We start from the raw sequence: 14,267 nt of genomic DNA, 5'->3' as shown, positions 1-14,267 counted from the left end.
TGTTGTATTAAAATCCAAAATTTAAACCAAACATAAATGTGCGAGCTAATGGATAACCGCCAGAATCAACTCCAGGAACTAAAGGATTTGCGCCTTCTACACTCACCTCTGGGTTGTAACCTTCGTACTTTGTAAAAGTGTAAGCGTTTTGAACAGTAAAGTTTAACCTTGCGTTAGCAACTTTTAAAGTTTTAAGTACAGATTGTGGCAAATTATAACCTAAAGTGATGTTTCTGATTCTTAAGAAAGAGCCATCTTCAACAAATTGTGAGGTAACGTTATTAATTACGGATGTTGCTGCATAACCATTAAAGTTTCTATCAATTTGTGGGCTTACACCGTCGCCTGGGTCAGTTTCTGATTTCCATCCGTTTGCAGTACTGGCTAAAACGTTGTAAGAACCTGCGTAATTACCATAAAATCTTCTTGCTGCATTTAATACTTCAAAACCCTGCACACCTTGTAAGGTGAAAGCAAAATCAAGGTTTTTGTAATTGAATGTATTGGTCATTCCGTAAGTAAAATCAGGGAATGGGTTACCTAAATTTGTTCTATCAGCGGCAGTTAAAACACCATCTCCATTGATATCAGCAAATTTTAATTGACCAGGCTTTACAGTTGGTACCCCAGCTGAGTTTTTAAAAGTAGCACTGTTTGCAACATCGGATGCGTTTTGGTAAACACCAATAACTTTGTAACCAAAGTATGAACCTGGTGCTGCACCAATTTCTGTAATGTGAGTAGAACCTGCTGCAAAAGTTGCTTGTCTGGCTAATATTGGTGATCCATCAGGACCTAAGGCTAAAACCTCTACATTATTGGTAGATAAGTTTAAATCTGTTGTCCATTTAAAAGCCTTTACAGTGTTTCTAGTAGTTAAGGTAAATTCAAAACCCTGATTTTGGATTTCTCCGATATTTTGTAACGCAGTAGTATAACCTGTTAAAGTTGGTACAGGTACGTTTAACAATAAATCAGAAGTTCTTTTATTGTAATAATCTGCTGCAACTGCAATGCGGTTTTGAAAAATTCCTAATTCTAAACCTAAATCAAGTTGTTTGTTACGCTCCCATCCTAATCTGCTATTAGGGATATTTGTTAATCTGATACCGTTGTTTAAAACACCTCCAGCATTACCAAAAACATAATTTTCTTGTCCGGTTAAACCGATAGCGCCATAATTAGTAATAAAATTATTTCCTGTTATACCATAACTAGTTCTCAATCTTAAATCAGAAATCCAATTCACACTTTTCAAGAAATCTTCTTCAGAAACTCTCCAACCCAAAGAAACAGAAGGGAAAGAACCCCATCTATTATCAGCACCAAAACGAGACGAACCATCTGTTCTGAAAGTTGCGGTTAATAAGTATTTATCATTAAAGCTGTAATTTAAACGAGCTAAGTATGATAATAATGACCATTCTTCTTTTCTAGATAATGCACTAGAAATTAAACCTGCTGCATTAATGGTTTTGATTTGATCATTAGGGAAATTGGTACCATTAATAGAACTGGCATTAAAGTTTTCTTTTTGGATGGTATAACCTAATAAACCTTCAAAAGAGTGCTTTTTAACTTTTTTAGCATAGTTTAAAGTAAACTCTGATAACCAATTTCTGTTTTCGGTTAAGTTATTTGTACCAAGCGAAGGCTTAGTTGGGTTTACGCTGTTTGGGTTAATTATAGACGGATTAAAGATGTCTTCTGAAAAATTTCTAACATCAGCACCTACTAAGGTTTTAAAGTTTAAATCTTTAGCCAAGTTAAACTCAACAAAAGCGGTTCCTAATAATCTTAAATTACCTTGCTGGTGAAAGTATTCTCTAGCAATTTTAACAGGGTTATCCACCTCACTAGTTCCAATACGTTGCCCAGTAATTTTAGTGTAATTCCCGTTTGCATCATAAGGAGTTAAAGCGGGATTAGCAGTTATAGCAGATTGAATAATACCACCACCCTGCCAATTTCCTTCTGCTAAGGTTTGATTAGAAAAGGTATAAGATGGTGTTAAATTTGCGCCTACTTTAATTCTTTTATTTACTTGAGACTCTACATTTAAACGGAAAGAATAGCGTTTTAAATCTGAATTTAAAACCACTCCATCTTGTGTTAAATATCCACCAGAGATAAAATATTTTGTTTTATCGGAACCGCCAGAAAAATTGATTTGATAATTGCTCATTGGGGCAGTTCTAAAAATTTCATCCTGCCAATTTGTTCCTTCACCTAAAGAATTTGGATCGTTAAAAGCAGTTGGAATTAAATACATCACGTTGTTTAAACGAGCCGAGTTTGGATCTGTAGCTAAACGCCCAGTACCTGAATTTACCCAAGCATTATTTCTAGATTCAATAATGTAATTAGCAAATTCTGTAGCGTTTAAAACATCTAAAGTTTTTTCTACCTGTTGCACACCAGTTGTAATGCTGAAATCCATTTTAGAAACACCAGATTTACCAGATTTTGTAGTGATGATAACTACACCATTAGAACCTCTAGAACCATAAATGGCAGTTGCAGAAGCATCTTTTAAAACCTGAATGTTTTCTATATCAGCAGGGTTAATTGTATTTAATGGATTGTTTCTTTGGTTAAAATCATTAGTAACAGGAAAACCATCTACAACATAAAGTGGTTCGTTTCCGGCACTTAAAGAACCTGCTCCTCTAATTCTTACAGTAGAACCACCACCTGGTGCACCAGATGCCTGAGTAACTTGTACGCCAGCCATTTGTGCTGCCATTGCATTATCTAAACTTACAACAGGTTGATCTTTTATTTGTTTAGCACCAATAGAACTTACTGCACCAGTTACATCTTTACGTTGTTGCGTACCGTAACCAACAAAAACAATTTCATCTAACTTTTGGCTGTCTTCTTTAAGTGTTACAGAGATGTTAGTTTTCCCAGCAACGCTTATTTCTTGTGTTAAATAACCTGTATAGCTAATTACTAAAACAGCATTTGCTGCTAAATCATCAAAACTAAAGTTCCCGTTAACATCTGTCATGGTAACTTGATTTTGATTTTTAACTTTTATGGCTGCACCAGGTAAAGGAAGCCCTTTTTCATCTAATACTTTTCCTTTTACGGGCGCTAAAGCAACTTGCTCAACCACCACTTCTTTTTTGGTAACAACTATAGTTTTTAAATCTATTTCATAGGTAAAAGGTTGGTTTTTAAAACTCTCGTTTAATGCTTTTTCTAAGCTTACGTTTTTTAAGCTAATGGTAACAGGTTTAGCTTGTACAAGCTCGTTATACTTGTAAAAAAAGTAATAACCGCTTTGTTTACCTATTTCGGTTAATACCTTTTCTAATGGTATATTTTTACCTGTTAAATTGATGTTTTGAGAGAAGCTTTTTGCACTAATTTGCAAACAACCAATGATCAATAAAATTACAGTTAGTTTCATTTTTAGAAACAATTTTGGAGTAAAAAACCCGCTTTTGTGGGTTTTACTATGAAATTTTAATTGCATACTTTTGTAAAGTTTGGGTTAATAAAATGAGATTATCAGATGGTCTTTTAGGGTTTAGCCTAAACATTTCCTTTTAAAGGAAACCGGAAACCGGAAGTGTTAGCGCACTCCGGTTTTCTTGTTTAAAGTAAGCCTCTTTTTTTTAGGGGTTAACTTTTCTTCATAATTTTTAAAATTTAGGTTAAATAATTAATTTGATATTATAATAGTTTTGCCTTTAATGGTTGCATTTATTTTTCCCAACTGTAAAATGTGGAGCACTTCTTTTATGTCATCACTTCTTCTTAAGTTTCCAACAAATAAATCTTTGCTTATAGCACCTTCGTATTCAATATCTACATCGTACCAACGGGCTACTTGTCTCATCATGCTTTGCATGTCTATTTTGTTAAATCTAAAGTATCCGTTTTTCCATGCTATTGCAGCTTCTAAATCTGTTTGGGCAACTTTAACTTTACTTTCTCCGTTATTTAAAATTGCCTGCTCACCAGGTTTTAAAATTTTTGCCGCAGTATTATTAATAGTACCATTAACTAATGGGCTTATCTTAACACTACCTTCTAGCAAAGTAGTTTTTGCAGCAAGTTCATCAGCATAATTATTGATATTAAAATGAGTGCCTAATACTTCAATAATTTGATTGTTTGAAACAACTTTAAAAGGCTTGTCTTTATTTTTTGCTACTTCAAAATAAGCTTCACCAAAAATTTCTACTTTTCTTTCATCGCCATCAAAACGGCTTGGAAAAATTATTTTAGAATCGGCATTTAGCCAAACTTTAGAACCATCTGCTAAAATAAGTTGGTATTGCCCTCCTCTAGGAGTGCTCATGGTATGGGTTGTAGCTTCAGCGTTTGCAGCTATTTCATATTTTAATAAGCCATCTTCATTTTTTGATATAATAACACCAGCTTCTTCAGTTAAAAGTCCGTTGGCTTTATCATTTAAAGTGATTTGTTTGCCATTTGCTAAAGTAAGTACTGCTTGGTTAGAACCTGGAGTAATTAGCGTGTCTTTTGTGTGGTGTTCTTGAATTTCGGCTGTTTGCTTTTGAGTAGTTGACATTGTAAAAAACAATGCTGCGCTACAAGCAATTATAAACATAGCTGCGGCTATCCATTTCCAATTGTTACTTTCTTTATAAGGTACGGGCTCAGCTAACATTTTAAGCTTAATGTCATTAAGCATATTCTGTTTCAATCTATCTTTATCTTCGGCTTTTAACTCATCTAATGGGTTTTCTAGTTCTTCAAAAAGTTGATCGTAGGTGTTTAAAAAAGACTTTTCTTCTTCCGTAGCTGTTCCCTGATTATATTTAGTTACTAATTTTAAAAATTCTTTTTTATCCATTATTGTAATGGCTTGTACCAAGCCTTTTATACATAGACCGGTAAAAGAGGAAAAGTCCCACAGAAAATTATTTTTTAATTATAAAATTGAATCATTAATACAAAATAAAGCAAATCAAAAGATGTACGAAGCTGTAATATACTTTTTGCTAATTGGTTTTGTACCGTTTTACGACTGATATTTAAGCGTTCGGCAATTTCTTTAGTGCTTAAATCTTCATTAAAGCGCATGCGGAAAATTTGTTGTTGCGCTGGGGTGAGTGTGTTTACCAATGCTTCATATTTTTGCATAAATTCTTTGCGTAAAATTTCTGCGTCGGCTTGGTTTTTATCTTGTGCTAATTGGGCAAGAAGTTCCGGTATTGGTGTAAATTTTTGCTCTTTTTCTATCCACTTAAATACGTTGTTTCTAACTGCAATATAAAGGTAAGGCGCTAAATTATCTATTTGTAATTCTGCCCGTTTATCCCAAATTTTCAGAAAAATATCCTGAGTAAGATCTTTCGCATAATCTGGGTCTTTAGATCTTTTTAAGGCTGCATTGTAAACTTTTTCCCAATATTTTTCATACAAAGCATCAAAGGCCAACATGTTATTGGCTTTTATCTGTTTTAATAACAACAGATCCGACTCTCTATTTTCGTTGGCTAAAATCATTTAGGATCAAATCAAAAATATCGATTATTTTGGATAAAACAACTTCTTGTGTCTTAAAAAGTTTACAGTGCGTAAAACTTTATGGCTTCAATATTTAACCAAATTAAATTAAATATATTTATTGCATCTAATTTATTTCTACTATAGATATTTATACTGTATTGTTTGCTTAATTAAAAATTTTGTTTCTAACCTAAAACATAGCTATTTAGTTATTATAATTTCTGCTAAAATAGGAAAATGGTCTGATGCATAATTGTCACTAAACACGCTATAATTTTTTGTTTTAAAAGGAGCGCTTTTTGTGTATGCAATAAAATCTATTGCTCCGTTCTCTCCTTCTTCTATACAAGTAACTGGGCAGTTTGAACAAGTTCTGGTAAATGCTTCATCCATAATACTTAAAGTAGTGCTATTTAGTGTAGCATTCCAATCGCCTGCAATAATAAATGGAAGCTTATGCTTATTGGCAATAGCTACAATTTGTTTAGCTTGTAGCGGTCTGTTACCAGTATTTAAAACATCTAAATGCGTATTTGCAAATACAAATGGTTTTTGATTGGGGATATTTACAGTAACCATTTGTAGTATTCTAGGTTCGGCTTTAGCATCGGCGGCTAAGCTCAACTTTTCAAAATGGGTTTCCGTTAGCGGATATTTTGAAATAATAGCTAAACCGTAATCACCACCATCAAAATCTATAGCTTTTGAAAAAAACAGAAACATACCAAGTTCTTTTGCCAAAATTTCGGCTTCGTTTATATTGCCACTTCTTTTGGTATTTACATCTACTTCTTGTAAAGCAACAATATCAGCATCAGCATTCTTAATAGTTTCTACTATAGCTTTTAAATCAATTTTATTTTCATAACCTGGCGGGTTACCATGGTGTATATTGTAAGACATTACTTTAACAATAAACTGCTGGTTATTTGTACTTTTATTGTTGATTTTACATCCCGAAAAAGCCAATACTAATAAAAGTATTGGCCATTTATAATTAAAGCTATTTAGATTTTTCATACCTAGTTAAGGCTTCTAAAAAATAATAATCTGCATAAATTAAAGGCACATCAATTTCTCTATTGCTAGGTAAATTACCTGTACTGTGCTTTAATAAATAATATGGATTTGCATTATTTGTATTTAAATAAGTATCACTACTTAAAGATTTAAGCATAGCTAAAGCTGCGTTATAAAACTTTTGTTTTTGCTTACCCTTTACGTAAGTGCTTAACTCTAATAAAGCAGAGCTTGTAATTGCTGCTGCCGAGGCGTCTCTTGGCGTTTCTTTAAATCTTTTTGGGTCAAAATCCCAATCTGGTTTAAACCCGGGTTGCCCAACATTAAAATCCCAATAAGGAATTTTATCTTTTGGAAGGTTTGGATGATCAAGAAAAAAATTGGCCATTTTTACAGCAGTTTTTAAGAAACGTTTGTCTTTTGTTTCTCTGTAAACTGTAGTAAAGCCGTAAATGCCCCAAGCTTGGCCTCTTGCCCAAGTAGATTCGTCAGAAAAGCCTTGAAGCGTTTGCTTATGTAGCACTTTTCCAGATTTTGGATCGTAATTAACAACATGATATGAACTATAATCTGCCCTTAAATGGTTTTGCATAGTTTTGGCAGCATGGTTTATAGCAATATTTTTATAAACGGGGTCATTAGTTACTTTTGATGCGTAAAATAGCAGCTCCAAATTCATCATATTGTCCATAATTACAGCATATTCCCAAAGGTTAATATCACCTTTAGATTTTCGGGTGTTCCAAGATTGTATGGAGCCAACAACAGGCGAGTAACGTTGAGTTAATGATTTAGCAGATTGAATTAAAATCTCTTTGTATTTTGGATTATCATCAAATTTTAAGGCATTACCATAGCTGCAATACATCATAAAACCAATATCGTGGTGTTTGGTGTTATATTGGTTACTTTCTAAAGAATTTGTCCAAGCGGTGGCCGCTTTTTTCCATTTTTCTTCTTTAGTGTACTCATACATATACCATAAAGAGCCAGGCCAAAAACCACCTGTCCATTCGTCTATTTGATAATATTTAATATTACCGTTTTCTAAAAAGGAGTGTGGATAGTTTTTAAAATTACCTTCAGTAGCTTTTAATAAATTGGTGTAAAGTGGGTCTGCCGTTGTAAAACTTTTCTTTACAAATTCATCTTGTCCGTTTACGTTAAATGTGTTTAATAAAATTAGTAAAATGGCTAAAAAAGAATATTTTAAAACCAATATTTTTCGTTTCATCATTATTAATAAGCTTAAATTTTAAATTTAGAGTCTGTTATTAACAAGAGCTTAAAAGAGAAGAAACTCCCACAGGTATTTAATAATTTTATTTATATCTGAAGGAAATGTGTGTTTTACCTATTTAGAAATGGTGTTTTTGTGTAAACGCTAATTAATTTTTAAAGCAAAAGTTAGATAATTTAAGGGTTTCAACTTGTTATTTCTATCAAATAATTAAACAAATTAGTGTCTGATGTTACATCTAGTTTTTTACGCAAACGGTAACGGCTTACTTCCACAGCTCTAATTGTTACACTCATTAATTGGGCAATTTCTTTAGAGCTTAAGTTCATTTTTAAATAAGCACATAATTTTAAATCGTTGGCGGTAAGTGTAGGAATACGTTCTTTTAATTTGGTTAAAAAATTTGAATGTACATGGTCAAAGTGAATGGCAAAATGCTCCCAATCATTATCGGCTCTTTCTGCATCATTAATTAGGCTTAATATTTTCTTAAATTCTTCGGGACTTTCCTCTATGTTTTCTGTTTTCACAATTGGCAAAAGCTCCTCTTTAATTTTTGATAATAGTTTGCCTCTTTGCATTAAGTGCATGGTGGTGGTTGCTAATTCTTTGTTTTTGAAATTTACATCAGCCTCTAACTTCTCGTTTTGCAGTTTTACAATCTCATTTTCGTTATGTTCCTTTTCTAATTGATGTTCTTTTCTTAAATACTCTTGTTCTTTTAAGTATTTCTTTTTTTGCCTCAGAATGATTAAATATATTATAAAACAAAGTGTAAAAAAGCATAGTATATAAAACCACCATGTTTGGTACCAAGGCGGTAAAATTATAAAACAATAACGCATAGTTTGCGACTCTCCACCTAAGTTATTGCGGGCTTTAACCTCAAAAGTATATTTGCCATTAGGTAAGTTGGTATAATCTTTCTCACTTTTACTACTCCATACCGACCAACTTTTGTCAAAATCTTTGAGTTTGTAGCTATATTCTATATTGTTTTGCTGTTCGTAAAGGGTAGATGCGTATTCGAAATGTAGCGAGTTATTTTGAAAAGAAATTTTTGGAATTTGATTTTCATTTTGAGTTTTACTTAATTTCCCTTCGTTTATAAAATAACCTCCAAAAATTAAACTGTCTTTTTGATTGATGAGATTTACTTGAGTAAGGTTAAGCTCTAAAGGCTTTATGTTTTCTAAGTATTTTTCGTAATTAATATGAATTAAACCTTTGTTAGCACCTATAAATATGTTTTTACTATTGTATGGATATATGTTTTCGAAACCAGCAACCACTTTTGCATTAAGTTCAGGAAAGTAAACTACATTGTAATTATTTTTGCCCTCTTTTCTATTAAAATCTATCACACCAACTTTTTTATTGGTAACAAACCAAACATTACCATAAGAATCTTCTTTAAGATACTGGTAATTAGTTGGTTCGAATACTTTAAATAATGTTGGCGATGGTGAAAATTGTTGCTTTACACTGTCATATTCATAAATTCCTTTTAACGTAGCAACAACTACCCTGTTTTTAATTTTAGCAACATAATTTCCTAAAGTAGAAGGTAAACCATTTTTTTGAGTAAAAAGTTGCTTGTTTATAATTTTAGTTTTGGATGAATTGAGCTGAAATTTAAATATCCCACGGTATGGATGAGAAGCCCAAACAGCATTAGCATTGGCATCATAAACTATGAAACGCAAAGACTCTTCAATATTTGCTAATACTCCTTTATTTATAAATTGATTGTTTTGATAACTAATTAGATGTAAGCCATTATAAGTACCTGCAACAAGCTGGTCTGTTGGCGAGTAACTAGAAATTGCCTGAAATTGCCATGTTCCTGGGTAATGAAAAATTTGCTGGGCTTTGTTGCCATTTAAAGTATAAGCGCCGTCCTCATGTGCAATAAGCAATTGATTATTAATGATGTTTAAATTCCAAACCTGGCCTTGTGTACCATTAATTTCAGAAAATGATTTGCTAGAATAACTATAATCTTCTATTTGAGATTGAATTGGCGAAGCAAACACCCCATTAGATGTGCCCACATAAAGTGTACTGTTTAAAATACTAGTAGCGTAACCGCTTGCTTGTTTTAACTTATCTGGGTAAATGTATTTTATTGCGTTATTAAAAGCAATAAAATCAATACCATCATCTAAACCAAGCCATAGGTTGTTATGTTTATCTTTAAAAATACTCCGTAAATTATTTTTTTGTAAACCATCATCATAGTTATACTGCTGAATAATTTCCCCTTCTTTATTTATAATTAAACATCCAGAAGATACAGTTGCCAAGGCATACCAATCCTTGTTTATGGTAATAGCTTGGTAAATTCTATGGTTAAAAAAAATATTATCATTAATGGTTTTTTTCTTTGTTAAAGTAGCACCATTTAATAAATAAAGTCCGTTTTTATTGGTGGTAATTAATAAGGTATCACCATTAAAAGGTAAAATAGATGTAATTAAAATGTTCTTTAAATCTGGGTGGTTACATATTAAATCCCAAGTACCATTTTTAAAGCTTAAAAGGCCTTTTGAAGTATCTTGCGCAAATACTCTTTGGTTAGCCTCGCCTAAAAACTCCCAAACACCCTTGCTTTTGTATGCATTAAAAATAGTGTCTTTTAAATGGAAAATTTTGGTGGTACTACGGAAGTAAACTTCGTTTTTAGACATTACTATATCCCAAACATCGGCAAACTTTCTATCTGCTGCTGGTATCAAGTCTTTTAATGAATTAAAGGTTAAAACCCCAAATTCATTAGGGAAAAAGTAGCCAACTTCGTCTTGCGCACCTACAAATATTTTTCCATCGGGAGCTACTTTTACAGAACGCACAATGGTTTTGTTTGGTAATGGGTACAATTTCCAATATTTACCATTATAGGTAAGTAAGCCTTCGTTGTTGGCAAAATACATAATGCCATTTTTATCTTGGTCTATTTCCCAGTTTTGGGTACCTCCTTTGTAGTTTAATGAGCTAAAGTTGTTGATTTGAGAAATGCCTAATTGTGCCCATAAATAAACAGTATTGATTATAAATAAAAATGTTAATAAAACGCGTTTCATGCTTTAAAATGAAGGTATGTAAACAGGTGTTTATATTTTCTAAAAAATTTGCTTTACAAAAGGTACACAATTTTAATTCTGTTTTTTATAATACCCACATTTTAATTTAAAAACATTGTTTTTTGTGTAAATTTATATGATGTAGTAGTAAAGTAGTACTTCTAAAACCTGTTTAAATTGGTTTTTAAGTAAAATGTATGGTTTTGCTAGTACCTAAAAATTGTAACCCACCAAACAGTAACATTACATTTGTAATGTGATTATATGGCTAAATCCAATTGCCGTTTTAATCAAAACCAACCAATTAATAACTAAATAACCATTAAATGAAAAGAAAAAATACATTACTTTTTCTTATGCTATTTTTCTCTATTTCTGTAGCTCTAAAAGCGCAAGAAATAAAAGTAACGGGTAAAGTAACCGACGAAAGCGGTGTTACATTGCCAGGAGTTAGCATAAGTATTAAGGGCACCAGTTTAGGTGCTCAAACTGATGCACTTGGTGCATTTGCTATTAATGTTCCAAATGGAGCAGATGCAGTTTTAAAAGTTTCTTATATAGGATTTGTTTCCCAAGAAATTATGATTGCAGGTAAATCCACTTTTAATATTATTTTAAAAGAAGACAAAACAAGTTTACAAGAAGTTGTTGTTGTGGGTTACGGAACTCAAAAGGTTACTCAAATATCGGGTGCTATATCAGTAATTAAAGGCGAAGATATAGAAAAGTTAAATCCAGTAAGGGCTGAGGATGCTATACAAGGTAGAGCTTCGGGTGTTACGGTAATCTCTCCTGGTTCGCCGGGAGCTAAGCCAACCTTTTTAATTAGAGGTATTCCTTCTTACTCTGGTAACGATCCTATTGTGGTTGTGGATGGTTCTATCCAAACGTTAGACGATTTAAACTCTATTAACGCTTCAGATATTGAGTCTATCAATATTTTAAAAGATGCGGCAACTACTGCCATTTACGGTATAAAAGGGGGTAACGGAGTTATTGTAGTTACTACAAAAAGTGGTAAAACCAATCAAAAACCCCAATACAGTTTTGGAAGTAACTATGGTGTTCAACAGGTGATGAGTACCATTGGTGTTTTAAACGCTACAGAATATGGTGCTATCATTAATGAAGGTAGTGTAGCAGCTGGTGGAAATATCATTTTCCCTAATTTATCTACTTTAGGTGTTGGTACAAATTGGCAAGACCAGATTTTTAAGAATGCTGCCATGCAATCACACAATGTAAATGCAAGAGGCGGAAGCGAATTTGTAAATTACTTTGTTTCCGCAGGTTACTTAGGGCAAGATGGTATAGTTGGCGGTGGCGATAAATCTTTCTTTAACCGTACCAACGGAACTGTTAATTTAGATTTAAAACTAAGCTCAAAATTAAAATTTATTGCAAACACAAGTTTTGTAAATATTAAGGGATCTGGAGTTCCAGAAAACTCAATCAATAGTGTTATTTCAAATGCTTTAAATTTTGATCCAACAGTTCCTATTTTAAATAATGTACCTAATACTTACGGTAAATATGGGGTAAGTAATAACATTTTATCAGAAATTTATAATCCTCTAACGCAGTTAGCTGATACTTACAACGAGTCTAATACCAATAAGTTATATGGTAAATTAGAAGCACAATATAATATCTTAAAAAACCTGAAAGTTACAGCAAGATACGGTTATACCAATACAGATGTTACTGGTAAAGGCTTTACCCCACTATCTTATTATGGAGATGCACACATTAATTCTACACTAGATGCTGCAGGTAATGCTAAAACAGGAGCGCATAACAATGTTTCTGAATCTAAAACTACCTATTATAACTTCACTTTCGAAAACTTTATAAACTATAACTTTAAAGTAGCAGAAGACCATAATTTTGATGTGGTTGGTGGTTATTCTTTAGCAAAAGTAACAGGTAATTCAATAAACGGTTCTCGTCAAGATGTACCTTTTAACTCTTGGGAATATGCAGACATTTCATCAGCAACGGGTGTAGCGCCAACATCTGGTTTAAACGTCGGTTCTTTCCAATATGAGAATAGAAACATGTCTTATTTTGGTAGAGTTAATTACGATTATAAAGAGAAATATTTAGGTTCATTTTCTGCAAGAAGAGATGGTTCTACCACTTTTGGAGCTAATAATAGATTTGCATTCTTTTATGCCGGATCTTTAGGTTGGGTAGTGTCTCAGGAAGACTTTTTTGAATCCGATTTTTTTAATTACTTAAAAATTAGAGGGAGTTATGGTATTACAGGTAATGATAATGCACAGCGCCAAATACAAAGAATATCAACAGACATTTATAGCTATGGCCTAGGTCAAAATGCTGGTTATACTTTTGGTAACGAACAAACAGTAGCAGGTGCAACCATTGGGTCGTTTAAAAACGAAGATTTAGCTTGGGAAAAACAAAAGCAAATGAACATTGGTTTTGATTTAGTTTTTTATAAAAACAAATTTAGTTTAACTGCAGATTATTTTCAGAAAAACGTAAGTGGATTATTATTTATTCCAACATTATCACTCTACTTGGGTTCTGCAGCATCTCCTTTTGCAAACATTGGTACTACCAAAAACAGCGGGTTTGATATTACCTTAGGATACAAAGAAGATTTTACAAAAGATTTAAAGTTTAACACCAACATTACTTTTACAACATCAAAAAATGAAGTGACCGAAACTAATGGAGGTAGAATAGATGGCGGATACTATGGAATTCCATCTCAAAATGTAACTCGTTTTGAAAAAGGTTTTACACCAGGTTATTTTTACGGTTTCCAAGCAATTGGCCTATTCCAAAATACAGCGGAAATAACTGCAAGTCCAACTCAAGCAAATGCAAAACCTGGCGATATTAAATTTGCCGATATTAATGAAGACGGTATTATAAGCGATTTAGATCGTACAAAAATAGGCGACCCATTTCCAACTTTTACAATGGGTTACAGCTTTGGCTTAACTTATAAAAGCTTCGATTTTAATACATTCATTTACGCTTCTGTAGGTAACGATATTTACAGAGCGTATGAAAGAAATTTAAATACAACTAATAAATACCGCGGTGTATTAGCCAGATGGACAGGTGAAGGAAGTACAAATGATCCAAATAATCCTCGATATACTTTTTCTGATGGTAATAGGAACACTAGGGTATCTAGCAGATATGTTGAAGATGGTTCTTTTGCTAAAATTAAAGACATCCAATTTGGTTACACACTACCTTCTTCAGTTTTAAAAAGCAAAGTAATTTCTCGTTTACGTTTATTCGCACAAGTTAAAAACGCTTATACGTTTACAAAATACTCGGGCTTTGACCCAGAAATCTCTGGTGGAATATTAGACTCTGGTATTGATAGAGGCGCTTACCCACAAGCAAGAACATTTTCTATGGGTTTAGATATTAAATTTTAAAAAGAA

At 32.6% G+C, this 14,267-nt stretch carries 7 protein-coding genes; 1 reads left to right on the top strand and 6 read right to left on the bottom strand.

What is annotated here, in order from left to right:
• Nucleotides 1-7: 7 nt before the first annotated feature.
• The 6 genes from ACFSSE_RS12760 to ACFSSE_RS12735 all read right to left on the bottom strand — a co-directional run bounded on the left by ACFSSE_RS12760 (nucleotide 8) and on the right by ACFSSE_RS12735 (nucleotide 10,836).
• Complete coding sequence (locus ACFSSE_RS12760) at nucleotides 8-3,418, bottom strand: SusC/RagA family TonB-linked outer membrane protein (protein ID WP_379047134.1); 3,411 nt, start codon at nucleotides 3,416-3,418, stop codon at nucleotides 8-10.
• Between the two features lie 255 nt (nucleotides 3,419-3,673).
• A complete protein-coding gene (locus tag ACFSSE_RS12755) occupies nucleotides 3,674-4,834 on the bottom strand; it encodes a FecR domain-containing protein (protein ID WP_379047131.1) in 1,161 nt (386 codons plus the stop codon).
• A gap of 74 nt (nucleotides 4,835-4,908) precedes the next feature.
• Nucleotides 4,909-5,490, bottom strand: coding sequence for an RNA polymerase sigma factor (locus tag ACFSSE_RS12750; protein WP_379047128.1), 582 nt, complete (start codon nucleotides 5,488-5,490; stop codon nucleotides 4,909-4,911).
• A gap of 204 nt (nucleotides 5,491-5,694) precedes the next feature.
• Complete coding sequence (locus ACFSSE_RS12745; RefSeq protein WP_379047125.1) at nucleotides 5,695-6,513, bottom strand: endonuclease/exonuclease/phosphatase family protein; 819 nt, start codon at nucleotides 6,511-6,513, stop codon at nucleotides 5,695-5,697.
• Nucleotides 6,497-7,750: a glycoside hydrolase family 88 protein gene (locus ACFSSE_RS12740; RefSeq protein WP_379047122.1), complete on the bottom strand. Its 1,254-nt coding sequence runs from the start codon at nucleotides 7,748-7,750 to the stop codon at nucleotides 6,497-6,499. Before ACFSSE_RS12740 ends, ACFSSE_RS12745 begins: the two co-directional genes overlap by 17 nt.
• A 188-nt stretch (nucleotides 7,751-7,938) precedes the next feature.
• Nucleotides 7,939-10,836, bottom strand: coding sequence for a triple tyrosine motif-containing protein (locus ACFSSE_RS12735; protein WP_379047119.1), 2,898 nt, complete (start codon nucleotides 10,834-10,836; stop codon nucleotides 7,939-7,941).
• 326 nt (nucleotides 10,837-11,162) lie between these two features.
• Between ACFSSE_RS12735 and ACFSSE_RS12730 the strand changes: the two genes are divergently transcribed.
• A complete protein-coding gene (locus ACFSSE_RS12730) occupies nucleotides 11,163-14,261 on the top strand; it encodes a SusC/RagA family TonB-linked outer membrane protein (RefSeq protein ID WP_379047116.1) in 3,099 nt (1,032 codons plus the stop codon).
• Nucleotides 14,262-14,267: the final 6 nt, after the last annotated feature.

The sequence above is a fragment of the Pedobacter alpinus genome (assembly GCF_042684645.1).
Lineage (GTDB): Bacteria > Bacteroidota > Bacteroidia > Sphingobacteriales > Sphingobacteriaceae > Pseudopedobacter > Pseudopedobacter alpinus.
Note: the sequence above shows the minus strand (reverse complement) of the source record. Positions and strands in the feature narration are given on the sequence as shown.

Bases quoted from the DNA above. Each gene is read 5' to 3' on its own strand.
- ACFSSE_RS12760 (WP_379047134.1), bottom strand. From the start codon at position 3,418: ATGAAACTAACTGTAATTTTATTGATCATTGGTTGTTTGCAAATTAGT.
- ACFSSE_RS12755 (WP_379047131.1), bottom strand. From the start codon at position 4,834: ATGGATAAAAAAGAATTTTTAAAATTAGTAACTAAATATAATCAGGGA.
- ACFSSE_RS12750 (WP_379047128.1), bottom strand. From the start codon at position 5,490: ATGATTTTAGCCAACGAAAATAGAGAGTCGGATCTGTTGTTATTAAAA.
- ACFSSE_RS12745 (WP_379047125.1), bottom strand. From the start codon at position 6,513: ATGAAAAATCTAAATAGCTTTAATTATAAATGGCCAATACTTTTATTA.
- ACFSSE_RS12740 (WP_379047122.1), bottom strand. From the start codon at position 7,750: ATGATGAAACGAAAAATATTGGTTTTAAAATATTCTTTTTTAGCCATT.
- ACFSSE_RS12735 (WP_379047119.1), bottom strand. From the start codon at position 10,836: ATGAAACGCGTTTTATTAACATTTTTATTTATAATCAATACTGTTTAT.
- ACFSSE_RS12730 (WP_379047116.1), top strand. From the start codon at position 11,163: ATGAAAAGAAAAAATACATTACTTTTTCTTATGCTATTTTTCTCTATT.